This window comes from Candidatus Pantoea bituminis, from assembly GCF_018842675.1.
In the GTDB taxonomy this organism is placed as follows: Bacteria; Pseudomonadota; Gammaproteobacteria; order Enterobacterales; family Enterobacteriaceae; genus Pantoea; species Pantoea phytostimulans.
This window is the reverse complement of sequence record NZ_JAGTWO010000004.1, coordinates 1,598,649-1,623,011: the sequence shown is the minus strand read 5'-3', so window position 1 is coordinate 1,623,011 and position 24,363 is coordinate 1,598,649. Positions and strand designations below refer to the sequence as shown.

Annotated in this window: 23 protein-coding genes and 4 pseudogenes; 10 read left to right on the top strand and 17 right to left on the bottom strand. The window is 51.0% G+C overall.

The window, feature by feature from the left end; genetic code table 11:
- Nucleotides 1-13: 13 nt before the first annotated feature.
- The gene (locus KQP84_RS11350; protein ID WP_215846617.1) at nucleotides 14-334 is read right to left on the bottom strand and encodes a S24/S26 family peptidase; all 321 of its coding nucleotides are present in this window, start codon (nucleotides 332-334) and stop codon (nucleotides 14-16) included.
- Between the two features lie 3 nt (nucleotides 335-337).
- Nucleotides 338-580, bottom strand: coding sequence for a hypothetical protein (locus KQP84_RS11345; protein WP_243077779.1), 243 nt, complete (start codon nucleotides 578-580; stop codon nucleotides 338-340).
- 320 nt (nucleotides 581-900) lie between these two features.
- On the opposite strand from KQP84_RS11345, the gene budC reads away from it, so the two are divergent.
- On the top strand, nucleotides 901-1,665 hold the full coding sequence (budC, locus tag KQP84_RS11340) for a meso-2,3-butanediol dehydrogenase (protein WP_215846616.1): 765 nt from the start codon (nucleotides 901-903) through the stop codon (nucleotides 1,663-1,665).
- 283 nt (nucleotides 1,666-1,948) lie between these two features.
- Nucleotides 1,949-2,179, top strand: a complete 231-nt coding sequence (locus KQP84_RS11335) for a hypothetical protein (protein WP_215846615.1) — start codon at nucleotides 1,949-1,951, stop codon at nucleotides 2,177-2,179.
- A 538-nt stretch (nucleotides 2,180-2,717) separates the two neighbouring features.
- Here the strand turns inward: KQP84_RS11335 and KQP84_RS11330 are convergent.
- Genes KQP84_RS11330 through copC form a run of 3 tightly spaced genes read right to left on the bottom strand, consistent with a single transcriptional unit; the run spans nucleotide 2,718 to nucleotide 4,355 of the window.
- Nucleotides 2,718-3,065, bottom strand: coding sequence for a YebY family protein (locus KQP84_RS11330; protein ID WP_215848264.1), 348 nt, complete (start codon nucleotides 3,063-3,065; stop codon nucleotides 2,718-2,720).
- A gap of 33 nt (nucleotides 3,066-3,098) precedes the next feature.
- Entirely contained in the window at nucleotides 3,099-3,974 is an 876-nt protein-coding gene (copD, locus tag KQP84_RS11325; RefSeq protein WP_215846614.1) for a copper homeostasis membrane protein CopD, read from the bottom strand.
- A 3-nt stretch (nucleotides 3,975-3,977) separates the two neighbouring features.
- The gene (gene copC / locus KQP84_RS11320) at nucleotides 3,978-4,355 is read right to left on the bottom strand and encodes a copper homeostasis periplasmic binding protein CopC (RefSeq protein ID WP_215846613.1); all 378 of its coding nucleotides are present in this window, start codon (nucleotides 4,353-4,355) and stop codon (nucleotides 3,978-3,980) included.
- A 151-nt stretch (nucleotides 4,356-4,506) separates the two neighbouring features.
- On the opposite strand from copC, the gene KQP84_RS11315 reads away from it, so the two are divergent.
- Together KQP84_RS11315 and exoX are read left to right on the top strand one after the other, a co-directional pair.
- A complete protein-coding gene (locus KQP84_RS11315; RefSeq protein WP_215846612.1) occupies nucleotides 4,507-4,737 on the top strand; it encodes a DNA polymerase III subunit theta in 231 nt (76 codons plus the stop codon).
- A gap of 2 nt (nucleotides 4,738-4,739) precedes the next feature.
- The gene (gene exoX / locus KQP84_RS11310) at nucleotides 4,740-5,408 is read left to right on the top strand and encodes an exodeoxyribonuclease X (RefSeq protein ID WP_215846611.1); all 669 of its coding nucleotides are present in this window, start codon (nucleotides 4,740-4,742) and stop codon (nucleotides 5,406-5,408) included.
- Here the strand turns inward: exoX and KQP84_RS11305 are convergent.
- Together KQP84_RS11305 and KQP84_RS11300 are read right to left on the bottom strand one after the other, a co-directional pair.
- Nucleotides 5,402-7,429, bottom strand: a complete 2,028-nt coding sequence (locus tag KQP84_RS11305; RefSeq protein ID WP_215846610.1) for a prolyl oligopeptidase family serine peptidase — start codon at nucleotides 7,427-7,429, stop codon at nucleotides 5,402-5,404. The two genes, exoX and KQP84_RS11305, sit on opposite strands and share 7 nt — an antisense overlap.
- Nucleotides 7,430-7,579: 150 nt before the next feature.
- Complete coding sequence (locus KQP84_RS11300; protein ID WP_215848263.1) at nucleotides 7,580-8,236, bottom strand: tellurite resistance TerB family protein; 657 nt, start codon at nucleotides 8,234-8,236, stop codon at nucleotides 7,580-7,582.
- A 165-nt stretch (nucleotides 8,237-8,401) separates the two neighbouring features.
- Between KQP84_RS11300 and purT the strand changes: the two are divergent.
- Nucleotides 8,402-9,579 (top strand): annotated as a pseudogene (purT, locus tag KQP84_RS11295) (formate-dependent phosphoribosylglycinamide formyltransferase).
- Between the two features lie 36 nt (nucleotides 9,580-9,615).
- Here purT and KQP84_RS11290 read toward each other — a convergent pair.
- A complete protein-coding gene (locus tag KQP84_RS11290) occupies nucleotides 9,616-10,254 on the bottom strand; it encodes a bifunctional 4-hydroxy-2-oxoglutarate aldolase/2-dehydro-3-deoxy-phosphogluconate aldolase (protein ID WP_215846609.1) in 639 nt (212 codons plus the stop codon).
- Nucleotides 10,255-10,445: 191 nt separating this feature from the next.
- Nucleotides 10,446-11,920: pseudogene (gene zwf / locus KQP84_RS11285) on the bottom strand (glucose-6-phosphate dehydrogenase).
- Nucleotides 11,921-12,289: 369 nt separating this feature from the next.
- On the opposite strand from zwf, the gene KQP84_RS11280 reads away from it, so the two are divergent.
- From KQP84_RS11280 to KQP84_RS11270, 3 genes are all read left to right on the top strand, one after another.
- The gene (locus KQP84_RS11280) at nucleotides 12,290-13,159 is read left to right on the top strand and encodes a MurR/RpiR family transcriptional regulator (protein WP_215846608.1); all 870 of its coding nucleotides are present in this window, start codon (nucleotides 12,290-12,292) and stop codon (nucleotides 13,157-13,159) included.
- Between the two features lie 116 nt (nucleotides 13,160-13,275).
- Complete coding sequence (pyk, locus tag KQP84_RS11275; RefSeq protein ID WP_215846607.1) at nucleotides 13,276-14,718, top strand: pyruvate kinase; 1,443 nt, start codon at nucleotides 13,276-13,278, stop codon at nucleotides 14,716-14,718.
- A gap of 86 nt (nucleotides 14,719-14,804) precedes the next feature.
- On the top strand, nucleotides 14,805-16,037 hold the full coding sequence (locus tag KQP84_RS11270; protein ID WP_215846606.1) for an MFS transporter: 1,233 nt from the start codon (nucleotides 14,805-14,807) through the stop codon (nucleotides 16,035-16,037).
- A gap of 37 nt (nucleotides 16,038-16,074) precedes the next feature.
- On the opposite strand, the gene lpxM is transcribed toward KQP84_RS11270, so the two are convergent.
- From lpxM to znuA, 3 genes and pseudogenes are all read right to left on the bottom strand, one after another.
- Complete coding sequence (lpxM, locus tag KQP84_RS11265; protein WP_215848262.1) at nucleotides 16,075-17,034, bottom strand: lauroyl-Kdo(2)-lipid IV(A) myristoyltransferase; 960 nt, start codon at nucleotides 17,032-17,034, stop codon at nucleotides 16,075-16,077.
- 149 nt (nucleotides 17,035-17,183) lie between these two features.
- Nucleotides 17,184-18,515 carry a murein DD-endopeptidase MepM gene (gene mepM, locus KQP84_RS11260; protein WP_215846605.1) on the bottom strand — a complete coding sequence of 444 codons (1,332 nt, stop codon included), beginning with the start codon at nucleotides 18,513-18,515 and terminating at the stop codon, nucleotides 17,184-17,186.
- 15 nt (nucleotides 18,516-18,530) lie between these two features.
- Nucleotides 18,531-19,417: pseudogene (gene znuA / locus KQP84_RS11255) on the bottom strand (zinc ABC transporter substrate-binding protein ZnuA).
- Between the two features lie 136 nt (nucleotides 19,418-19,553).
- Here znuA and znuC point away from each other — a divergent pair.
- Together znuC and znuB are read left to right on the top strand one after the other, a co-directional pair.
- A complete protein-coding gene (gene znuC, locus KQP84_RS11250; RefSeq protein WP_215846604.1) occupies nucleotides 19,554-20,309 on the top strand; it encodes a zinc ABC transporter ATP-binding protein ZnuC in 756 nt (251 codons plus the stop codon).
- The gene (gene znuB / locus KQP84_RS11245; RefSeq protein WP_215846603.1) at nucleotides 20,306-21,091 is read left to right on the top strand and encodes a zinc ABC transporter permease subunit ZnuB; all 786 of its coding nucleotides are present in this window, start codon (nucleotides 20,306-20,308) and stop codon (nucleotides 21,089-21,091) included. Before znuC ends, znuB begins: the two co-directional genes overlap by 4 nt.
- Here the strand turns inward: znuB and KQP84_RS26185 are convergent, their stop codons facing one another.
- From KQP84_RS26185 to KQP84_RS11225, 5 genes and pseudogenes are all read right to left on the bottom strand, one after another.
- Nucleotides 21,092-21,598 (bottom strand): Holliday junction DNA helicase RuvB C-terminal domain-containing protein, encoded by a 507-nt coding sequence (locus tag KQP84_RS26185; RefSeq protein WP_370661497.1) that lies wholly within the window; start codon nucleotides 21,596-21,598, stop codon nucleotides 21,092-21,094.
- Between the two features lie 15 nt (nucleotides 21,599-21,613).
- Nucleotides 21,614-21,975: pseudogene (locus tag KQP84_RS26180) on the bottom strand (AAA family ATPase); the annotation flags it as partial.
- 128 nt (nucleotides 21,976-22,103) lie between these two features.
- Nucleotides 22,104-22,718, bottom strand: coding sequence for a Holliday junction branch migration protein RuvA (gene ruvA, locus KQP84_RS11235; RefSeq protein WP_215846602.1), 615 nt, complete (start codon nucleotides 22,716-22,718; stop codon nucleotides 22,104-22,106).
- A 97-nt stretch (nucleotides 22,719-22,815) separates the two neighbouring features.
- A complete protein-coding gene (ruvC, locus tag KQP84_RS11230) occupies nucleotides 22,816-23,343 on the bottom strand; it encodes a crossover junction endodeoxyribonuclease RuvC (protein WP_215846601.1) in 528 nt (175 codons plus the stop codon).
- A gap of 37 nt (nucleotides 23,344-23,380) precedes the next feature.
- Nucleotides 23,381-24,124 carry a YebC/PmpR family DNA-binding transcriptional regulator gene (locus KQP84_RS11225; RefSeq protein ID WP_215846600.1) on the bottom strand — a complete coding sequence of 248 codons (744 nt, stop codon included), beginning with the start codon at nucleotides 24,122-24,124 and terminating at the stop codon, nucleotides 23,381-23,383.
- Nucleotides 24,125-24,363 lie beyond the last annotated feature (239 nt).

Genomic DNA, 24,363 nt, shown 5'->3' with positions numbered 1-24,363 from the left:
ACTTTATTTACCGCTAAATCGGCACATCTGGCTCAAACACCTTCAGCACTTCGCAACACATTTTTCCCAGAACAATTACAGCTTCAAGCGCCTCGCCCTGGATGGCTTCGCCTTCAACAGGCGTGATCCTGTCGTGATCTATTTTTCCCAGCATCGAATGACCATCATATTGGAAAGCGATCATGTCACCTGCGCGGAGAGCCGCGGCACGATCTATCAACACAAAACCATTACAGGTATCGACTCTGAAGGTATTTTCAGGATGCGGAATAAACAAAGCATTAAGATTAAGGCGACTCTCGATATAATCCTGTGCCGGTGATTCGAATGCCATCGATCACCTCACGTAAGCCATATTACGCAGCGCAAATATACGGTGGACGTTTTCATAAGGCGTGAGATCTTTAAAACCACTTTGATAATACTCAATCCATTTGTTGCACTCACCGTGGCTCCAGCTATGGTTGCGCTTTGCAAGCTGTCGGCAAAACTCATCAGTTGTCACAATCTGTCGTCCACGCGCATCTATCTCAATGGCTGCCCGAAACGCTGACTCAATGTCGTCTCTTCTGCTCATCATTATCCCTCACAATTTAGCTGTATATAAACACAGTAATCGCAATCGATTGATATGATCAAGCGAGACGCTAAGATTTTGAGGTAGTCGATTGATCATTAATGGAATTTATTTTCTCTGTGGTGGATTCAATCGCTGACGTTTAGCGCTGTTATAAAAAGCCTATTTCTGCAGCTCATCAGCTTTATAGCGAACAGGCTGAGTATTCAAACACAAAATGTTACGGCTACATTTTCTGCTTCGCTTGAACTCCACGGCATGAATGCCAGGCTTGATCCTCGTATGTTTAACGCCAAAAGTAACGCCATCAGTAAGGAGGCAACATGTCCAGATTTACAGGAAAAGTCGTTGTGGTCACTGGCGCAGGTTCCGGCATCGGTGAAGCCGCCGCTAAACGTTTTGCTGACGAAGGGGCTTCTGTCGTTTTAGTCGGTCGCACTGAGAATAAACTTGAAACCACACTGGCATCGTTAAGCAAGGGAGATCACCTTGTGGTGCCTTGTGATGTTTCTGAGGCTGAACAGGTAAAAAGCCTGGCGGAAAGCGTACAGGATAAATATGGTCGCGTTGATGTTTTAGTTAACAACGCCGGCGTGGTGGTGCAAGGTCGCATCCATGAAATTGAACTCGACGACTGGAAAAAATTGATGAAAGTCGATCTGGATGGCGTATTCCACTGTGTGCACTATTTTGTCCCGGCGTTATTAAAGACCAAAGGCAATATCGTCAATATCTCCTCTGTTTCAGGATTAGGCGGTGACTGGGGAATGAGTGTCTATAATGCGGCGAAAGGCGCAGTAACCAACTTTACCCGGTCGCTGGCAATGGATTACGGCGCAGACAATGTACGCGTAAACGCTATTTGCCCCGGATTTACGTTGACTGATTTAACCGAAGATATGAAAGACGATCAGGAATTACTGAACAAATTTTATGATCGTATTCCATTAAGACGCGCGGGCGAGCCAGAAGATATTGCCAGCGCTATTGCATTTATCGCCAGCGATGATGCGCGCTACATCACCGGCGTGAATCTCCCGGTTGATGGCGGCATTACGGCATCAAATGGTCAGCCAAAGCAGGCTTAAGGATAGTGGCGGCGCTTCAGATGCCGCCTTCTTCCCGGCCAAGTGGCAAAGAAAAACACAGGCACAGAACATGCCCCTTAGGTAAGTTTTGGTCGTCAATAAAGTCCCTGGACGGCAAATGATTCAGTGATATGTGCGGGATTATGTAAACAGCAGAACAAAATACGTAATGATCTTGTCATAGCGATAACGTTTATTGCCGGTTAATTATCACAGCGCGCAATATCTCAATGTAATTCTATAATAAGTAGTTAGGCACGCTGCATAACAAGGAGCAAGCCAAATGAAACCTGACATGTTGATATTTAAAGGTAAACCAGAACCTTTAGTCACCCTCCAAAAGTATGAAGGTGTTCCTGATTTTCCTGACACTATTACGCTCGATAATGAGACTTATGAATTAACGGTATTCTCCTATGGCCCAGCACAATATCTTATCGCCCATAATGCGCCATTAAATGAGAGTGAAGTCATAGCTGCTATAAATCACTGGCAGCCGACGATGTTAAGTTAATTATTTCACTCGACACAGCCGCCGCCCACTGAGGCGGTTTTTTTAGTTCAGCTCATAAGAGCGCCTGTACAACGACGGCGAGCCTGCTCAGCTCATCGCTGACAAAGCACTAGCAACCATCGCGTTGTCAAACTCGCTCTGGTTACGCATGTTGAACAGACCAAAGCGCTGCAACACAAATCATTCATTTTCTGTGAATGGCGTGGAGTGCTACGCCTCAGCTCTTTTGAATGAATACGTAATGGTTTAAACCAAATAAAAAATATTCGGGCATTTCATTTTCTATTGTTCTAAATCATACAGGCAAAAAAAGACCGAATACGATTCCTATATTCGGTCCAGGGAAATGGCTCTCAAGGAGCCGTGCGCTAAAAGTTGGCATTAATGAAGGCGGTTTCGCCTTGCATCTTAAGATTAGAACAGAGTGGTAGATTTTCCAGCCGACCGGGCTGTGAGGGGCAGAAAGCGGATCAGTTTGTGATCCGGACGGCAGAAAAGTGCATGAAACGGGTGCAACGCAACGCTGCACCCTGAGAATTTACTTACCGCACAGCGCCTGAGCGCGATCAACAATAGGCTGCAAGCTCATCATGTTGCCTGGATTGGCTTTATCTTCGGTTTGAATCACGCTGATGGGTTGGGCTTTCACCTGCCCCGCTTTGAATTGTGCATCAGCAAGATCGTTAAGCGGATACTGCATCAGAGTGCTGGGGTTAATGGCGAAAAGCGAGCCATCTTTCTCACAGGTCAACATCACTTCTTCGCGGTTAAAGGGCCACTTATCTTTGCCGATCTCAAAGCGGCTAACGGTAATGATTTGAGCCGCCAGCGCCTGGCCGCAGACAGAGAACAACAGGATTGCGGGAATCACTTTCTTCAACAAAATAGCCTACCTTGTACACATTCGTTTTGTTCACATTCAGGCTGGTGAAAGCGTAGCAAATACGCTAACCAGTCCAACCACCCCGCATGCCAACAGCAATTCGAGCTGCGTCATGCGAATAAATTTTTGCTGCGTTCCGCTGCCCGCCAGGCGAAAACGTGGCACCAGCCAGTAACGGTTTATTAAGGCCACCAGCACCATTATTGTCACCAATGCCACCTTGCACAGCAACAGCGTGACGTAGATATTATCGCGCCAGATCAGCGGCCAGCCAGCAATCACCAGGCTGTTAATCAGTCCCGTTATCAATGCCAATGCGACCGCGAGATGACCATAACGAGAAAATCGCATCATGGTACGGATGGCATCAGTTCGATAATCAATTCGACGTGCTTCTCGCATTAGCAGTAACAGTGGAAGCAATCCACCAGCCCAAAAACTTGAAGCTATCAAATGTAGCGCGTGATTTATCTGCTGCAACATGCCTGCAATACCATCGTGCATGGCGGCGTGACCAACCAACGCCAGGCATAACAACTGTAAAATGCCGAACAACAGCAAAGCTTGCTGACGAACGCGGCCACGCAGCAGTAGCGTGAAACATCCGCCCAGCCCGAACAGGATTTCCCATTGCCATACCGCCCCAAACCGCGTATCGAACACGGCTAACCAAATATCGACGTCGCTGAGATTATGCCAGTCGCCGCTCATCAACACGTTTTGTGCTGCCAGCATCGCCAGCGCACTTGTTAAAGCCAGCCAGACGCTACACTGCAACACGCGATGCAAATGTCCCGCCAGCGCATGGCGATAGCGCGCAGGTGCCAGCAAGACTGTGTAAAATGCGCTACCCGTCAGTACCATCACGGCGATAAAATGCAACATGCGCAGCAAAACCCACAACGTTGTCACCGATCAGTTCACGTTAAAGCGGTAGCTGCCTTTGGTTTTATGACCATCAACCGACAACACATGCCAGTTCACCTGATAATGGCCTGCCGGAAGCGGCTGAGCGAGTTCAACAACCAGACGATCGTGCTGCTTAGCATCGCGCTTCGCCTTCTCGCTGGCGACAGGTTTCTGTTGCGCATCGACGATCTCAACGCCGCTAAATGCGGCTTCGACATCTTCCGTAAAGGTCAGTGCCAGCGATTTCGTTGAGTGCGTCACGTCGGCTTTGGCTGCGGGCACGGATGACTGAAGATGTGCATGTGCGGACGCAAACTGGCTAAAGGCTAGCGCGCTGGTAGCAATCAGTGAGATTACTACTCGCGAAACACGGGTTTTCTGCATGAGATCATCCTTTTAAATGCAACTGACACGGCAAACGTGGCGCAAGGATACGCTGCTGTTTTTAGGGTGTCGAGACCAGCAGTGCGATCCTTTACCCTTGATTCAAACCGGGGAAAACATTACTTTTGCCCGACATCATCAGGAGAACCCCATGAGTCAGAACCTTGCCCTGCTTTCGCAGGAAGAGAAAGACAAAGTGAACGTCGATTTAGCCGCTGCCGGCGTGGCGTTCAAAGAGCGTTATAACATGCCAGTCGTGGCCGAAATGGTGGCGAACGAACAGCCTGAAGCGCTGCGTGACTGGTTTCGTCAGCGGTTAATGCATTACCGCCAAGCCTCATTGAGCCTGTCTCGCCTGCCCTACGAACCGAAGCAGAAATAATTATGTTGCGAGTAATTGATACCGAAACCTGTGGCTTACAAGGCGGGGTTGTCGAAGTTGCGTCGGTGGACGTGATCGATGGGCAGATCGTTAATCCAATGAGCGATTTAATCTCACCCGATCGCCCCATTAGTCGCCAGGCTATGGCTGTGCATCGCATTACCGAAGCGATGGTGATCGGAAAGCCGACCATTGAGCAAGCGATTGATCGCTATCATGGCAGTCCGTTTTACGTCGCGCACAATGCCAGTTTTGATCGCCGCATGTTGCCGGAAATGCATGGCGAATGGATTTGCACGATGACACTGGCGCGTCAGCTGTGGCCTGGCATCAAATATGGTAATCAGGCGCTGCGCCACAGTTTGAAACTCGAGGTGACGCCACCTGCTGAGTTGCATGCACACCGTGCGCTTTATGACTGTTATGTCACTGCTGCGCTGTTGATTCGCATTATGGAAGCCTCTGGCTGGGATGCGGCGCAAATGATGCAGCGCTGTCAGCCTGCAGAGCAGTCAGCCGATGTGTTGCCGTTTGGCAAATATCGTGGGCAAGCCGTGGCAGTGATAGCGAGGAAAGATCCGGGATATTTAAAATGGATGCTGGATAACGTTAAAGATTTGCGCCCACCGTTGCGGCAGGCGCTGCGTAAATATCTCAGTCAGGCTCAGTAATCGTGTGCTTCGGGCAAGCTGCCCTGCGCTAGCGCGATAATGAAGGTCAGCTCCATCGCCACGCCTTCATAAGCTTTATAACGGCCCGATTTACCGCCGTGACCGGAATCCATATCGGTACAGAGCAATAGCAGGTTATTGTCAGTTTTCAGCTCTCTGAGCTTTGCGACCCATTTTGCAGGTTCCCAATATTGCACCTGGGAATCATGCAGGCCGGTGGTGACCAGCAGATGCGGATAAGCTTTTGCCTCAACGTTATCATACGGGCTGTATTGTCGAATGTAGCGATAATACTCCGCATCGTTGGGGTTGCCCCACTCATCATATTCACCGGTAGTCAGCGGGATCGATTCATCAAGCATGGTGGTGACTACATCCACAAAAGGCACCTGCGCGACCACACCATGGAAACGCTGAGGCGCCAGGTTGATTACCGCGCCCATTAATAATCCCCCTGCGCTGCCGCCCATGGCGAAGAGTCGCTCAGGATGGGCGAATCCGCGTTTGACTAGCGCATCAGTAACATCAATGAAATCAGTGAAGCTGTTCATCTTATTCAGTAAACGCCCACCGTCGTACCATTGCTGCCCCAGTTCACCGCCGCCACGCACCTGCACCAGCGCATAGACAAATCCACGATCCAGCAGGCTCAGGCGGCTGACGCTGAAGTCTGCATCCATGTTGCTGCCATAAGCGCCGTAGCCATAGACCAGCATCGGATTTTGGCCGGGCTGATAGTGTTTACGGTTATACACCAGCGATACCGGCACTTCAGTGCCATCACTGACAGTAATCCAATGATGTTCACTTTTATAATCGTCTGCATTGAAGTTGCTGACGGCGCTTTGTTTAAGAATACGACGCTCGCCAGTATCCATATCCAGCTCAAACAGCGTGGTTGGCGTGGTCATGGATGAGTAGCCATAACGCAGTTTACTGGTACGCGGCGTTGGATTATACGCCAGCCAGGTCACATAAGTGGGATCGTCAAAGGCGATACCGCTGGTTTCACCGCTGGCCCAGTTGATCTGACGCAAACTGGTTAAACCGCGTTGCCGCTCTTCTACCACCAGCCAGTCGGTGAAGAGCTGAAAATCTTCCATCACAACATGGTCGCGTGCTGGAATAATGGTCTCCCAGCGCGACTCCGCCAGATAACGTGTGCGGTATAAACCAAAGTTTTTGCCGTCTCGATTTGATCGAATGAAGAACTGATGATCGTAGTGATCAAGACTGTACTCATGATCTTTGCGGCGTGGCAAAAACACCTGCGGCTGAGCATCAGGGAAATTAGCATTTATTAACTGAATTTCGCTGGTTGTCGTGCTGTAAAGCACGATCAGAATAAATTGCTTCGAGGTGGTTTTATGTACGCTGAGATGAAACGTATCATCTTTCTCTTCGTAAACTAACTGGTCATGCGCCTGTGGCGTACCCAGCTCATGTCGCCACACCTGATACGAGAGCAAAGTTTGTGCATGTTTTTGCACATAATAAACCGTACGCGAATCATTGCCCCAGGCGAAGCTGGAAGAGGCATTTGTCAGCACTTCAGGATACCAACTGCCGCTTTGCAGGTTGCGAAAGCGAATGCCGTATTGACGCCGCGAAAGGAAATCTTCTGCCAGCGCCATGACGTTATTGTCTGGGCTGATGTGTAACGCGCCCATTGTGTAAAAATCACTGTGGGAAGCACGCTGATTGGCGTCGAGTAATAGCGTCCACTCATCGTCAGGATTACTGCTGGCGGGCTGCCGATAATAGGCTGCGTATTCATTGCCGCTTTCGTAACGACTTTGGTAGCGATAGCCATTTTTTACGTAAGGCACTGAATGGTCTTGCGGTGGCAAGCGGCCAATGATCTCTTTAAGAATCCGATCTTGCAGCGGCTGCTGCGAAGCCATGATTTTCTTGCCGTAATTATTTTCTGCTCGCAGATAATCGAGCACTTCGCTGTTTTCACGTTTGTCATCGCGCAACCAATAATAATTATCGACGCGCGTTTCACCATGCAGCGACATTTCATGAGGAATTTTTTCGCAATGGGTGCTTTCATGACATCCGTCTCCGTGAAAGTAATGATCTGTAAGCGTGGCATCTCTGACCGAAGATGCCAAGCGAAGACATGTAAACGGAGCGGTGACAGACTATTTTTTGACGCCAAAGGCAGATTAGCTGGCTGGTAAGCGGGCTTTTTCCTCAGCAATATCTTTTTGAATATCATCGCGAACATCCTGGGGAATCTTCAGTGCATCACCCAATGCCGAGAGATAACTTTTCTCCATAAAATGGTCAACATCGATCGCCGCACAGCTGAGAAAGTAGAGTTCCAACGCCTCTTCTTCATTTTTCACCTCCGCTGCCAACCATTGAGGATCAAGCGGACGATTCATCGCCTGCTGAATCAAACGCTCTGCATCCTGACCATAACCTGATTGGTGAATATTTTGTTCGATGGCTGCGCGCTCCTGCTCGTCAATATGGCCGTCACTTTTCGCAGCAAAGACCAGCGCGGTAACCAGCCGCTCAGCGCGAAGATCAACCGGCGTCTGCGCCGTACCAAAGCCAGGCTCGTCCTGATGGGATTCGCGTATGCGCTGTTTGTACTTATTCCACAATACCGCTCCCGCTGCGGCACCACCGCCAAGCAGCAGTGCTTTTCCGCCATATTTGGTGAGCAGCTTGCGTGACGACTTGCTGGCGATCAACATCGTCGCTAAGCCTCCCAACGCGCCGGGGGCCAGCATGTCGCTTAATCCGCCAGACGATTTTCCGCTTCCACTTTTCTTCGCCAATACCGACTGAATTTGTTGCAACCAGTTATTCATCATCCACTCCTGATCGTGTTGTTAGCTCCCCATCCTGACAACCAGGATGTCAGGAAACGTCAGAGCGAGAAAAGTAAGGAAAAAGCGTGCAGACAACAGAGAAGGATGAGTACGCAAACGTTTTCGTTTATACTGCGCGCGCATTTTGACTGCTTAGGTGAATTTATGACGACTCTCGGAACTGCGCTGCGCCCTGCTGCAACGCGTGTGATGCTGTTGGGCTCAGGCGAACTGGGCAAAGAAGTGGCGCTGGAATGTCAGCGTTTGGGTGTGGAAGTGATTGCCGTCGATCGTTATGCCGATGCGCCAGCGATGCACGTTGCGCATCGTAGCCACGTCATCAACATGCTGGATGGCGACGCGTTAGCCGCATTAATTGCACTCGAGAAACCGGATTTTGTGGTGCCGGAAATCGAAGCTATCGCCACCGAAAAGTTGGTTGAGCTGGAGCAGCTTGGTCAGCGCGTGGTGCCAACGGCGCGTGCCGCACGTCTGACCATGAATCGCGAAGGCATTAGACGCCTTGCCGCTGAAGAGTTGTCACTGCCAACGTCCAGTTACCGCTTCGCCGATACCCAGGCCAATTTCAATGCAGCCGCGGCTGAAATCGGTTTCCCCTGCATCGTTAAGCCGGTGATGAGTTCATCCGGCAAAGGTCAGAGCTTTATTCGTGAAGCCAGCCAGCTGGACAAAGCGTGGGATTACGCGCAGCAAGGCGGCCGTGCCGGCGCAGGTCGCGTGATCGTAGAAGGTGTAGTGAAGTTTGATTTTGAAATTACGCTGCTGACGATCAGTGCAGTGGATGGCATTCATTTCTGCGCGCCCATTGGGCATCGTCAGGAAGAGGGGATTATCGCGAATCCTGGCAGCCGCAAAAGATGAGCGAACTGGCGCTGAAGCGTGCGCAAGCCATCTCTGAGCAAGTGGTAAAAGCGCTCGGCGGATATGGCCTTTTTGGCGTTGAACTGTTTGTTTGTGGCGATGATGTGGTGTTTAGTGAAGTTTCACCGCGCCCGCACGATACCGGCATGGTCACGCTGATTTCGCAGGATCTTTCTGAGTTCGCCCTGCATGTTCGCGCTTTCCTGGGTTTACCGATTGGCGGTATTCGTCAATACGGCGCTTCGGCCTCGGCCGTTATTCTGCCGCAACTGACCAGTCAAAACATTCAATTCGTGAATGTCGAAGCGGCACTGGGCGCAGGTTTACAGGTTCGTCTGTTCGGCAAGCCAGAGATTGATGGACAGCGTCGCTTAGGTGTGGCGTTGGCCAGCGGAGAGACGACCGATCAGGCGATTGCACGTGCAGTGGCCAGCGCGGCGTCGATCACCGTTCAGGGTTAATGCCATGCGGTGAGCTTCGCGCTCACCGCACGCCGGTTATTTCGCGCCTTCGACAGCTTCACGCGCCAACTGAGTAATACGATCCCAGTCACCAGCTTCCAGCGCATCGTTCGGCACCAGCCATGAACCGCCAATACACAACACGCTTTTCAGCGCCAAATAGTCACGATAATTGGCCGGCGAGATGCCGCCAGTTGGGCAGAAGCGCACCTGCGGGAAAGGCCCGCTGATTGCCTGTAACGCTTTCACGCCGCCATTGGCTTCGGCCGGGAAGAATTTAAATTCGCGCAGACCATAATCCATGCCAGTCATCAATTCAGAGACGGTACTGATACCCGGAATTAGTGGAACCGGGCCATCCACCGCTGCTTTCAACAGTGATTCGGTAATGCCCGGGCTGATAACAAACTGAGCGCCCGCTTCGGTCACTTCTTGCAGCTGCTGCGTGTTGAGCACGGTGCCCGCACCGACAATCGCGTCTGGCACTTCTTTGATCATCGCGCGTAATGCATCCATCGCGACAGGCGTGCGCAGCGTCACTTCCAATACTTTCACACCGCCCGCCACCAGCGCTTTCGCCATGGGTACTGCGTGTTCCAGCTTGTTAACCACGATAACCGGGACAACAGGTCCGGTTTTCAGAATCTGTTCTGCACTCGTTTTCCAGTTTTTCATCACTTCCCCTTGCTTGAGAATGTCGGATTTAGCCGCCCGACTTTGACAACCCTGTGAATTAGCGCAACTACCATACATGATTGGCTTCCGGGCCGTCCATTGAACTCACCGATTTTTGAAACGCCAGTTCAATTATTTGAAGCAACGCCAGATACAAAAAGGCCCGCACGCGGCGGGCCAACTTGTTTTAGTTATTCGAACTCATTCCACGAGCGTCCATCACGGGTAATCATGGCGACGGAAGCCACTGGCCCCCAGGTTCCCGCCTGATAAGGCTTGGAGGAGTCGCCATCGGCCGCCCATGCGTCGATAATCGAATCTACCCACGTCCACGCTGCTTCCACCTCATCGCGACGTACAAACAGCGCCTGAATGCCGCGCATAGTTTCCAGCAGCAAACGTTCATACGCATCCGCCAAATGTGACTGGTTGAAGGTTTCGGAGTAGCTCAGATCCAACTTCGTTGTCTGCAGTTTGTGCTTGTGATCGAGGCCAGGAACCTTGTTCAGAATCTCGATATCCACACCTTCATCCGGCTGCAAACGAATGGTCAGTTTGTTTTGTGGCAGTTCAGAGTAGGAATCTTTAAACAGGTTCATTTCAGGATTTTTGAAATAGACCACAACCTCAGAACATTTGGTTGGCAAACGCTTACCGGTACGCAGGTAGAACGGCACGCCCGCCCAGCGCCAGTTATCGATATCTACGCGAATCGCCACAAAGGTTTCAGTGGCGCTGGATTTGTTGGCACCCTCTTCTTCCAGGTAACCCGGCACTTTTTTACCTTGTACGAAACCTGCGGTGTATTGACCACGTACGGTTTTGTCCCGTACGTTGGTTTGATCGATACGGCGAAGTGAACGCAACACTTTGACTTTTTCATCGCGAATACTGTCCGCGCTGAGGTCAGAAGGTGGCGACATGGCAATCATCGTCAGGATCTGCAACAAGTGGTTCTGAATCATGTCGCGCATCTGACCCGCTTTGTCGAAGTAACCCCAACGCCCTTCGATGCCCACTTCTTCCGCGACGGTAATCTGCACGTGATCGATTGTGCGATTATCCCAGTTATTTACGAAGATAGAGTTGGCGAAACGCAGTGCCAGCAGATTGAGTACGGTTTCTTTGCCGAGGTAATGGTCAATACGGAAAACCTGGCTCTCTTCAAAATACTCGCCCACGCTGTCGTTGATTTCTTTCGAGGTGTCCAGAGAAGTGCCGAGTGGCTTTTCCATCACAACGCGAGCGGGTTTGGCATTGAGCTTAGCGGTACCGAGGCCCTGACAAATTGCGCCAAACGTGCTGGGTGGCATAGCAAAGTAATTGATGGTGGTACGATTTTTTGATCGAGCATTTTGCCCAGTTTTGGGAAATGCGTGGTGTCATTCACATCGAGATTACAGAAATCGAGACGGCCGCTAAGCTTATCCCACAGCGCTTCGTCAATCTTCTCTTTCATAAAAGTTTCGAGCGCTTCACGAACGACTTTGGTGTATTCCGCTTTATCCCACTCAGCACGGCCTACGCCGATAATGCGAGTTTCTTCATGAATCTGACCCGCTTTTTCCAGCTGATACAGTGAAGGCAACAGTTTACGGCGTGCAAGATCGCCTTTGGCACCGAAAATCACCAGATCGCATGCCTGGGCTGTTTGTGTTACCGCCATTTTCCTCTCCTCGTTGCAGGATAAACCCGGTGGCGATGCGTCCTCAGCAACCGGGTCCATGTTGTAATTCTCTTTCAGCACAATGTACTTTTTCCCCGAGCCAGGTAAACCGGATCGCTGGGGTCAACAGCGTTAACTCTGTACCGGATTGCGCCTGCGCGTGTGTTGTCACGTGCGCTTTACCTGATTTTTTCTGTATCTGATGTTGTCAGAGCAAAACCCAATCCGGGGTGAATTATGACAAAAAAATGCCTGCCGAACTTGTCCGACATTGCGTCGTTGCTATTGCTAACGCGCTATATTCCCTATTAATTGCTTTGAGCGACAGCAATAATTGAAATCGATAAAAGTGATAACGCTCATTGGGTTATGAATATGCTGGATAAAATCAGGGCGCAGCTGGCTGCGCTAAGCAAATCTGAACGCAAAGTAGCCGAACAAATTCTTGCTGCGCCACAGGATGCTATTCATTCCAGCATCGCCACGCTGGCGCGAGCCGCTGACGTCAGTGAACCCACGGTGAACCGTTTTTGTCATCGCTTGGGTACGCGCGGTTTTCCCGACTTTAAACTGCACCTGGCGCAAAGTCTGGCTAAAGGTCACAGCTGGGTGAGCCATGATGTCGAAGAGAACGACGATGTTGAAAGCTACAGCCATAAGATTTTTGACTCCGCCCTCGCGGGTTTGCAACGCGTGCGCAATCAGTTGGATATGGCCGCAATTCATCAGGCGGTGCTGCATCTGACTAAAGCGCATAAAGTGGCGTTCTTTGGTCTCGGCGCTTCTGCGGTGGTAGCCCATGACGCATTCAGTAAATTTCTGCGCTTTAATTTGCCCGTCATCTGGTCGGAAGATATTGTGATCCAGCGCATGAGTTGCATAAATAGTCGTGTGGACGAAGTGTTTGTTCTCATTTCACATACTGGACGCACAAAAAATATGGTAGAACTGGCTCGCCTGGCGCGTGTAAACGGTTCCACAGTGATTGCCATCACCTCTCCTGACTCACCTCTTGCCCAGCACGCTACGCTGGCGCTGGTGCTTGATGTACCGGAAGATACTGATGTTTATTTGCCGATGGTGTCACGCCTGGCGCAGTTAACCGTGATCGATGTTTTAGCCACCGGATTTACACTGGAGCGCGGTACGCCGTTCCGTGAAAATCTAAAAAGGGTAAAAGACGCTTTAAAAGAGTCGCGTTATGACAAGCCGCTTCGGCTGGATAAAGACGCCTCATAAAAAAATTAACATCACATTTACAATGTGAGTCGTATCACACCCTGTCGATCATATAGAATAAATGACCACACCGTGTCCAAACGAAGGGACATGCTAAATTGTTAACGGAGTCCTTCATGTCAAGACGTCTCAGAAGAACCAAGATCGTAACAACCCTCGGCCCAGCGACTGATCGCGATAATAACCTCGAAAAAATCATTGCTGCTGGCGCAAACGTTGTGCGACTCAACTTCTCCCACGGCACGCCAGAAGATCACCAAATGCGCGCCGATAAAGTGCGTGAAATTGCCGCCAAATTGGGTCGCCATGTGGCCATTCTGGGCGACCTGCAAGGCCCGAAAATTCGCGTATCTACCTTCAAAGAAGGCAAAGTTTTCCTGAACATTGGCGATCGCTTCTTGCTTGACGCTAATCTGAGCAAAGGCGAAGGCGATAAAGAGCGTGTTGGCATCGACTATAAAGGCTTGCCTGCCGACGTGGTGCCTGGCGATATCCTGCTGCTTGATGATGGTCGTGTGCAGTTGAAAGTCCTCGAAGTTCAGGACATGAAAGTGTTTACCGAAGTCACGGTTGGCGGCCCACTGTCCAACAATAAAGGCATTAATAAGCTGGGCGGCGGTCTGTCAGCAGAAGCGCTGACCGAGAAAGACAAAGCAGACATTATTACTGCAGCAAAAATTAACGTCGATTACCTCGCCGTGTCGTTCCCTCGCAGTGGCGAAGACATGAACTACGCGCGCCGTCTGGCACGCGATGCGGGCTGTGAAGCGAAGCTGGTGGCTAAAGTTGAGCGAGCTGAAGCCGTAGCAAGCCAGGAAGCGATGGATGATATCATTTTGGCGTCTGACGTCGTGATGGTTGCGCGTGGCGACCTCGGTGTGGAGATCGGCGATCCAGAACTGGTCGGTATTCAAAAAGCCTTGATTCGCCGTGCTCGTCAGCTGAACCGTACCATCATCACCGCAACTCAGATGATGGAATCGATGATCACTAATCCAATGCCGACTCGCGCAGAAGTTATGGACGTTGCCAATGCCGTATTGGATGGAACGGATGCAGTGATGCTTTCAGCAGAAACCGCGGCTGGGCAGTATCCAGCTGAAACCGTTTCTGCAATGGCAAAAGTCTGCTTAGGCGCAGAAAAAATCCCCAGCGTTAACGTTTCTAAACACCGTTTAGAAGTGCAGTTTGACAACATTGAAGAAGCGATTGCCATGTCTTCAATGTACGCAGCAAACCATTTGCAAGGTGTAACCGCTATTATCACCATGACCGAATCGGGCCGTACGCCATTAATGACATCACGTATAACTTCTGGCCTGCCGATCTTTGCCATGTCACGTCACGAGCGTACGTTGAATCTGACCGCGCTTTATCGCGGTGTCACGCCTGTGTTTTTCGACAGCAACAACGACGGCGTTGCTGCTGCGCATGATGCGGTAAACCTGCTGCGCGACAAGGGCTTCCTTGTTTCAGGCGATTTGGTGATTGTGACTCAAGGCGATGTGATGAGCACCACCGGCACCACCAATACCAGTCGTATTCTGCGCGTGGATTAATTTCACGCACCTGACAGCGGCTTTAGTATGATGGACAACGCGACTGCCTGGCAGTCGCGTTTTTATTTTTCTGACAAGGAGGCCAGATGGCCCGCTTTAAACCCATCAGCCAATTGAGCGGACGCATATTGCTGTTTCCGTTGGCGTTGGTTCTGTTTGAATTTGCCACCTATATTGCGCATGACATGATTCAGCCCGGCATGCTGATCGTGACAAACGAATTCAACGTCGGCCCAGAATGGGTGTCTACTTCATTAACAGCCTATTTAATGGGCGGCGTCGTGCTGCAATGGCTGCTGGGACCGCTGTCAGACAAGTTTGGCCGTCGTCCCGTCATGTTATTTGGCATTCTGTTTTTTGCTGCTGCCTGTATTTTAACTACTTGGGTCGACAATATTACGCAATTCGTTAGCCTGCGCTTTGTGCAGGGTATTAGCCTTTGCTTCATTGGCGCGGTGGGCTATGCCGCCATTCAGGAAGCATTTGATGAGGCGTTAGCGGTGCGCATGATGGCGCTGATGGCTAATGTCGCGCTGCTTGCGCCACTGGCGGGTCCTTTAGCCGGAGCCGCATGGTTAACGGTTGGCAGCTGGCGCAGCATGTTTTGGCTGTTTGCAGCCTGCAGCATTCTGGCTTTTGTGGTGTTGTGGCGTGTTATGCCAGAAACCGCAGGCGATCGCAGCCACTCCGTGGCGTTGCCTAATCTGGCCCGCAGCTATGCGCGGCTGGCGAAAGATCGTCAGGTGATGTATGGCTCGTTTGCTATTGGATTAGTGTTTATTCCGATCCTGACGTGGGTTGCCTTGTCGCCGGTGATTTTAATGCACGACGAAGGCTTATCGCGTATGCAATACGCATTGCTGCAACTGCCTGTTTTCCTGGCAATGATTGCGGGAAACCTGACGCTGAGCAAGCTGGCAGGACGAGTGCCTATCGAGCAACCGGTAAAATTTGCCGCCTGGCCGATTCTTATTGGATTGAGCATCGCTTTACTGGCAAGCCTGCTAAACAGCCACAGCTATTTGTTCCTGACCGCTGGTCTGAGCCTATATGCATTTGGTGCAGGCATGGTTAACGCGGGTTTGTATCGCTTAACGCTTTACGCCAGCAGCGAGGGCAAAGGCAGCGTGGCAGCAATGCTTGGAATGATCAGCATCATGACGCTGGCTATCGGCATTGAGCTGGCGAAAAGTGGCTATTTCAGCGGCGGCACGCCTTGGTTTAGCCTGATCAATTTTATTAGCGGTGTGCTGTGGTTTGGATTAGTCACGCTGTTTCTGCGAGAACGTAAAAAACGTGCTCAGGTGACTTCTCTATAAGCTTCTTGAGAGGAAGGCCGCAACAGCGGCCTTTTTGTTACTTTCGAGGATGACGAGGATAAAGCTCATCGCGCTGGTAAGGTTCAATATCGCCCTCTTTGCGCGTTTTAAGCAGCTTCAAAATCCACGTATATTGTTCTGGATGCGGTCGAACGAATACTTCGACTTCTTCATTCATCTGGCGCGCCAGATGGTAGTCATCTGCGTCGAGTAAATCATCCATTGGCGGGCGTACATAGATTTCCAGTTTATGGGTCTTTTCGTTATAAACCGGGAACAGCGGCACCACACGTGCCCGACACACTTTCATCAGGCGGCCAACGGCCGGTAACGTCGCTTTATAGGTGCCAAAAAAGTCGACAAACTCGCTGTGCTCAGCGCCGTGATCCTGATCGGGAAGATAATAGCCCCAATAACCCTGACGCACCGAACCGATAAAAGGTTTAATGCCGTCGTTGCGTGCATGCAGACGACCACCAAAGCGACGACGCACACTGTTCCAGACGTAATCCAGCAAAGGATCACTTTGATTGTGGAACATGGCTGCCATCGGTTGGCCTTCTGAAGCCAGCAGCATCGCAGGAATGTCCACCGCCCAACCGTGTGGTACGAGTAAAATCACATTCTGCTTTTCAGCCTGCATCTGGTCGATAATTTCACGACCATGCCATTCAACCCGCTGATGAACACGTCCCGGGCCACGTATGGCGAGCTCTGCCATCATGGCCATGGCTTGAGGCGCAGTGGCAAACATGCGATCAACAATTTCAGCGCGCTGTTCTTCACTCAATTCTGGAAAGCAGTAATAGAGATTGATCAAGGCACGGCGCCGCGCGCCTTTAGCAAGTTTACCCGTGAACCGCCCTAATTTACCCAGGATAGGATCGCGCACTTTGGCAGGTAACATCGCCATACCCGCTAAGGCACCAATCCCCAGCCAATTGCCCCAGTATTTAGGTTTGAGAAATGAACGTTCAAAAACGGGAATAAACTCGATGTTATTTTTTTACGGGTTTCCATGCACTCGCCTCAATCAATGACCGGCTAATGATAGTGGCGACGTGCAAATTTGCAATCATCCCGCACCAGATATGAAAAAACCGACGGAATAACCGTCGGTTTTTCGCATTCCTGCTCAAAAAACGCTTACTTAAGTCCCAACTGAGGCTGCCAGGATTTTACCTGAGCCATGTACTGGGTGCGCTCTTTGCCGGTCAATCCTTCCATACGCGGCAGTTTCGCCGTCAGAGGATTGACCGCCTGGTTGTTGATCCAGATTTCGAAATGCAGGTGTGGGCCGGTTGAGCGTCCCGTGTTACCTGACAAACCGATACGGTCGCCACGCTTCACTTTTTGCCCTGGTTTCACCAGCACTTTCTTCATGTGCATGTAGCGCGTCATATACTGACGACCATGGCGAATCGCCACATAGTTACCTGCTGCACCACCGTTCTTCGCGACAACAATTTCACCATCGCCTACCGCCAGCACTGGCGTACCGATTGGCAGAGCAAAATCGACGCCTTTATGCGGTGCGACGCGCCCCGTGACCGGATTCAAACGACGTGGGTTGAAGTTCGATGAAACGCGATACTGTTTAACGGTTGGAAAACGCATAAACCCACGAGCAAGGCCAGATGCATTACGATCATAAAACTTGCCGTCTTCTGCACGGAAAGCGTAATAATCTTTACCACCCGAGCGCAAACGCACGCCCAACAGCTGACTTTGCGCACTTTTGCCATCCAGCATTTCACGCGACATTAATACGCTGAACTGATCGCCTGCACGCAGTTTGCGGAAATCCATTTGCCATTGCAGTGCTTTAATTACGGCGCTGGTTTCGCTGCTGCTTAAGCCAGCACGCTGTGCGCTGGCGGCAAAGCTACCCCGCACTTCACCTTGCAATACGTTGTTTCGCCATTCGCCCTTCTGCATTTCAGACTGCATCTTAAAGCCACCTGTATCGGTAAGCTCATAGGTGCGGGTTTCACGACGAGAAATTTCCCAAGACAACGTTTTCAGGCTGCCATCATCGGCCAGCGTCCAGCTAAGTTGCTGGCCCACTTGTAAATTTCGCAGATCGCTATCGCTGCTCACCAATGCGTTGATATTACTAATATCGATTCCGTATTGATTAAGGGCACTACTCAATGTATCGCCAGAAGAAACGGTGTATTCGTGGACACCGCTGGTTTCAGGGACATCTTTATCGATGTCGTCCGCTGGCAATTCATCATCCGGTTCTGGTGTGCTTTGATCAATCGGCTCACTGGCTTCCGGTAACAACGTGCGAAGCTCGTTTTTGTCCAACTCAATGGTTCGAACAATCGGCATCACATCATCGGTAGGATGGTAGACATAAGGCCGCCACACGGCGACGGCCAATGTCACAACAGTTAATGAACCCAGCATTACGCGGTGGGGGCGCGGCAAATTATTAAATGCGAGGGCGACAGAGCGGGCTAACTGCTGCACTTTTTACCTTTTCCTCTAAGCTCCTTTCAGGCAGGTCTCATACTGGCTTGACAGCTGTAAGAGAAATTTCATATAGCTGTCTTTTGATAAGCTGATGTCTGTGCCTAATGGGTCGAGTGTGCCTTTACGCACCTGCGTTCCCCGGGCAACAGCATCGATGACTGCCGGCCTGAATTGTGGCTCAGCAAAGACGCAAACGGCCTTTTGCTCAACCAACTGTGTTCGTATTTGATGTAAACGCTGTGCGCCCGGTTGGATCTCAGGATTTACGGTAAAATGCCCAGTGGGCGAAAGTCCGTAGTGTTTCTCAAAGTAAGTGTAAGCGTCGTGAAAGACGTAATACCCTTGGTTCCTGACCGGTGCGAGTTGCGCGCCAATGCGTTTGTCCGTGTCCGCCAATTCTGTCTCAAACTGCTGCAGGTTGGCGTCAAGTTTGGCTTTATCTTGCGGCATAAGTTCCAATAATTTTCCATGGATTGCAACCGCGGTTTTCCTTGCTATCTCTGGGGACATCCACACGTGCATATTATATTGTCCGTGATCATGATGATGGTGAGACGAGTCTTGATCTTCAGATTTATTTTGTTCGTGGTGCTCATCTTCATCATCACCGCTAATCAATAACGCACTAACTCCTTGTATATCGACAATTTCGAGATTTTTTTAGCAGGTAATTCTGCCGCTGATTTGCTCATAAACGCTTCCATGTCAGGGCCGACCCAAACCACTAAGTCCGCGTTTTTTAAGCGTTTTGCATCAGAGGGGCGTAAAGCATAATCGTGTTCTGATGCGCCATCTGGCAGCAAAACATCAACGGGCGTCACACCTTCGGCAATGGCCGCAGCAATAAACCCCACAGGCTTGATTGAGGCAACGATATTAGCGTGGGCAGGAAGCGACATTGCAGCCGCTAAGGAGAAGGCAGAAAAGGCGAAGAAGCGACCCTTTTTTTATGTAACATAATGCGACTTTCCATCGTGAGTAAGTGATGGGATGTGATATTATAACATTCTAAATTGTGTGCAACCTGTAAATACTATGTCCTCACTCGTAACTCTTGAAAACGTATCGGTAAAATATGGTCAGCGCACGGTGTTATCTGGCGTTAGCCTTGACTTGCAGCCAGGCCGCATTCTTACTCTGCTCGGCCCAAATGGTGCGGGTAAATCCACGCTTGTACGCGTAGTTTTAGGGCTATTAGCGCCTGATTCCGGCAACGTCCAGCGAGCCGCGGGTTTGCGTATCGGTTATGTCCCGCAAAAATTGCATATTGATCCGACTTTGCCGGTCACCGTTGAACGCTTTATGCGTCTGTCTCGCGGCAGCACAGCTGCAGACATTCTGCCTGCATTAAAGCGTGTTCAGGCGGGCCATCTTTTGAAATCACCGCTGCAAAAGCTTTCGGGTGGTGAAACCCAGCGCGTTTTATTGGCACGCGCCCTACTTAATCAGCCGCAGATCTTGGTCCTTGACGAGCCTACCCAAGGTGTTGATGTAAACGGTCAGGTCGCGCTTTATGACTTAATCGATCAGTTACGCAAGGAACTCAACTGCGGCGTTTTGATGGTTTCTCATGACCTGCATTTAGTGATGGCTAAAACCGACGAAGTGCTGTGCCTGAATCATCACATTTGCTGTTCAGGCACACCTGAAGCGGTATCTCAGCATCCCGAGTTTATTGCCATGTTTGGCCCACGTGAGGCACAACAACTGGCGATTTATCGTCATCACCATAATCATCGTCACGATCTTCAAGGACGTATCGTTTTACGCAGAGGACAAGGTCCATCATGATTGAGTTGTTATTACCGGGCTGGTTAGGTGGCGTGATGTTAGCGCTGGCGGCCGGACCGCTGGGTTCTTTTGTTGTCTGGCGTAAGATGTCCTACTTCGGCGATACGCTGGCACACGCATCACTGCTCGGCGTAGCCTTTGGTTTATTGCTCAGCGTTAATCCTTATTATGCCGTGATAGTGGTCACCGTTTGCTTAGCGCTGGGTTTGGTCTGGCTGGAACGTCGTCCGCATCTTGCCATCGATACGCTGCTTGGGATTATGGCCCATAGCGCACTTTCTCTGGGTTTGGTCGTTGTCAGCTTGATGAAAAACGTACGCGTTGACTTAATGGCGTATCTTTTTGGTGACCTGTTGGCGGTAACGCCTGAAGATTTATGGACTATGGGCGCAGGCGTGGTGCTGGTGTTGGCCGTAATGGCGTGGCAATGGCGCTCGCTATTGTCGATGACTATTAGCCCAGAACTGGCACAAGTCGATGGGGTTAACATCCAGCGCACACGTCTGATACTGATGCTGGTGACTGCCCTAACCATTGGTGTGGCAATGAAATTTGTCGGCGCGCTGATTATTACGTCACTGCTGATCATTCCTGCTGCCACGGCGCGCCGCTTTGCGCGTTCGCCCGAACAAATGGCAGGTATTGCGGTGATCATCGGAATTATTGCGGTGACAGGCGGACTGACTTTCTCCGCCTTTTACGATACGCCAGCCGGCCCTTCTGTGGTGCTGTGCGCCGCCATCCTGTTCATCATCAGCATGGTGCGCAAGCCGGCGGTGTAATTAGCTTTCTCGCGTTATACCAAAGTGACGATAAGCATGCTGCGTGGCCATTCGGCCGCGTGGTGTGCGTTGAATAAAACCTTGCTGGATCAAGAACGGTTCAATCACATCTTCGATGGTTTCGCGCTCTTCACCAATCGCAGCCGCCAAATTATCCAGGCCAACCGGGCCGCCCGTGAATTTATCAATGATCGCCAGCAGAAGTTTACGGTCCATGTAATCAAATCCTTCGCTGTCGACATTTAACATGTCCAGCGCGCTACATGAGACTTCACCGCTTAAATCACCGTTGGCTCGCACTTCTGCGAAGTCACGAACACGTCGTAGTAATCGGTTTGCAATACGCGGTGTGCCACGCGAACGGCGTGCTATTTCCAACGCCCCTTCATCGCTCAACGCCAACCCTAAACAGGCTGCACTACGGCTGACAATGTGCTGCAAATCCTTAACTTGGTAAAACTCAAGACGCTGCACAATGCCGAAGCGATCGCGCAACGGCGAAGTCAATGAACCCGCTCGCGTCGTGGCGCCAATCAAGGTAAAGGGGGCAAATCGAGCTTGATAGAGCGTGCAGCCGGCCCTTCACCAATCATGATGTCTAACTGGTAATCTTCCATCGCCGGATAAAGCACTTCTTCCACAACCGGTGACAGACGATGGATTTCATCGATAAACAGAACATCGTGAGGCTCAAGGTTAGTGAGCATCGCCGCCAGATCGCCCGCTTTTTCTAATACGGGACCAGATGTTGTGCGTAGGTTCACGCCCATTTCATTAGCAACGATATTTGCCAGCGTGGTCTTACCTAAACCCGGCGGGCCAAAAATCAACAAATGATCAAGCGCATCGCCGCGCAATTGCGCCGCCTTGATGAAAATCTCCATCTGCTCTCGCACCTGCGGTTGGCCAACATATTCGGCCAGCAGCTTAGGGCGAATCGCGCGATCAATACTTTCATCTTCAATAACGCTGGCTCCAGAGACCAGGCGATCGGCTTCTATCATGAATTACCTCAAATGGCAGCGCGAAGCGCTTCGCGGATAAGTGTTTCGCAATCCGCATCAGGTTTGCCGAGTTTGCTGATCATGCGGCTCGCTTCCTGCGGTTTATAACCCAGCGCTACCAGCGCTGCAACCGCTTCGCCTTCTGCGTCATTGGTCGCCGGCGCGGTACTTGGCGTGGTCAGGGCAAAAGCTGAATCGCCGCCAAACAGGTCGCCATGCATGCCTTTGAAGCGATCCTTCATCTCAACAACCAAACGTTCGGCAGTTTTCTTGCCTACGCCTGGCAGTTTCACCAACGCAGCGATCTCTTCTTTTTCCACCGCGTTAACAAATTGCTGAGCCGACATACCCGAAAGAATCGCCAGCGCCAGTTTTGGCCCCACGCCATTGACTTTAATTAGCTCGCGGAACAAAGCGCGCTCTTGCTTGCTGTTGAAGCCAAACAGCAGCTGTGCGTCTTCACGCACCACGAAATGGGTAAAAATCACCGCTTCATGGTTGAGTTCAGGTAACTCATAAAAACAGGTCATTGGCATGTGTACTTCATAACCCACACCGTTGGTTTCAATCAGCACCAGCGGCGGCTGCTTTTCTAAAATATTGCCCCGTAGACGACCTATCACCTGAACACTTCCTTTATAAAGAGTATGTGGCGGATTTTATAACATAAAAAAGGCTGGATGAATATCCAGCCTGTATCGCTTGCGTGATCCCTCGCAATTAGGTCGTTCGCAAACGGCCGCGGGTCATTACCAGTTTGCTATCGCTCATTTTCACCGCATTTTGCGAGATATGACAATGGGTTATTGCAATTGCCAACGCATCCGCTGCATCCGCTTGTGGATTTGCAGGCAGTTTCAGTAAAGTACGCACCATGTGCTGTACCTGTGCTTTTTCTGCGCTTCCTTTTCCCACCACGGTTTGCTTCACCTGACGCGCCGCATATTCAAACACCGGCAAATCATGGTTTACCGCAGCGACAATCGCCGCGCCACGCGCCTGTCCCAGCTTCAACGCAGAATCAGCATTCTTTGCCATAAACACCTGTTCGATGGCGAAGTAGTCAGGCGAAAACTGAGTGATGATTTCGCTAACGCCTGCATAAATCAGCTTCAGGCGCGGAGGCAAATCTGTGGTGTTAGTGCGAATACAGCCGCTGCCTAAATAGGTAAGCTGGCGACCTGTTTGACGAATCACGCCATAACCGGTGATACGCGAACCGGGATCGATACCTAAGATGATCGCCATTACGCGCCTCCGGTTATGTGTTTATAGCCTGACGCCATTACAGCGTTTCCGCGACCTCGTCGGAGATCTCACCGTTGTGATAAACCTCCTGCACGTCATCGCAATCTTCCAACATGTCGATCAAACGCAGCAGTTTTGGCGCGGTTTCCGCATCCATTTCCGCTTTGGTTGAAGGGATCATCGCCACTTCTGCGGTATCCGCTTTGAAGCCAGCAGCGTCCAACGCATCGCGTACAGCGCCCATCTCTTCCCACGCGGTAAAGACATCAATGGTGCCGTCATCGTAGCTCACCACATCTTCAGCACCGGCTTCCAGCGCCGCTTCCATGACCTGATCTTCATCGCGGCCTGGCTCATAAGAAATCACGCCTTTCTTGCTGAACAGATACGCCACCGATCCATCAGTGCCGAGATTACCGCCGGTTTTGGTGAAGGCGTGACGCACTTCGCCAACGGTACGATTGCGATTATCGCTCAGGCATTCAATCATGATGGCTGAGCCGCCCGGGCCGTAACCTTCATAGATGATGGTTTCCATGTTGGCGTTATCATCGCCGCCCACACCACGTGCAATGGCGCGATCCATGGTGTCACGCGTCATATTGTTTGACAGCGCTTTGTCCATGGCGGCGCGCAGACGCGGGTTAGAGCCAGGATCACCACCGCCGAGCTTGGCTGAGGTCACCAGTTCACGAATGATTTTGGTGAAGATTTTGCCACGTTTAGCGTCTTGCGCCGCTTTACGGTGCTTGGTGTTTGCCCACTTACTGTGTCCTGCCATTTTACATTTTCTCCGAACTTGGCATGGTGCAGGCTATCTTGCTAACGATTTTGCTTTCCGGCAGTGCTCGCAATCCTCATGTACAGAAGTACGCTCCGGTTGCTCTGCGCTGGCGGTCAGCAACCTCGCTGCGCCGATTACGCCCGACTGTTTCATTCTGAGGTGCAGTTCAGTGAGCCTGCACCGGTAACATTAAAACCTTAACGAATTTGCCACCGAAAAAACGCGCGGCGGCAGAC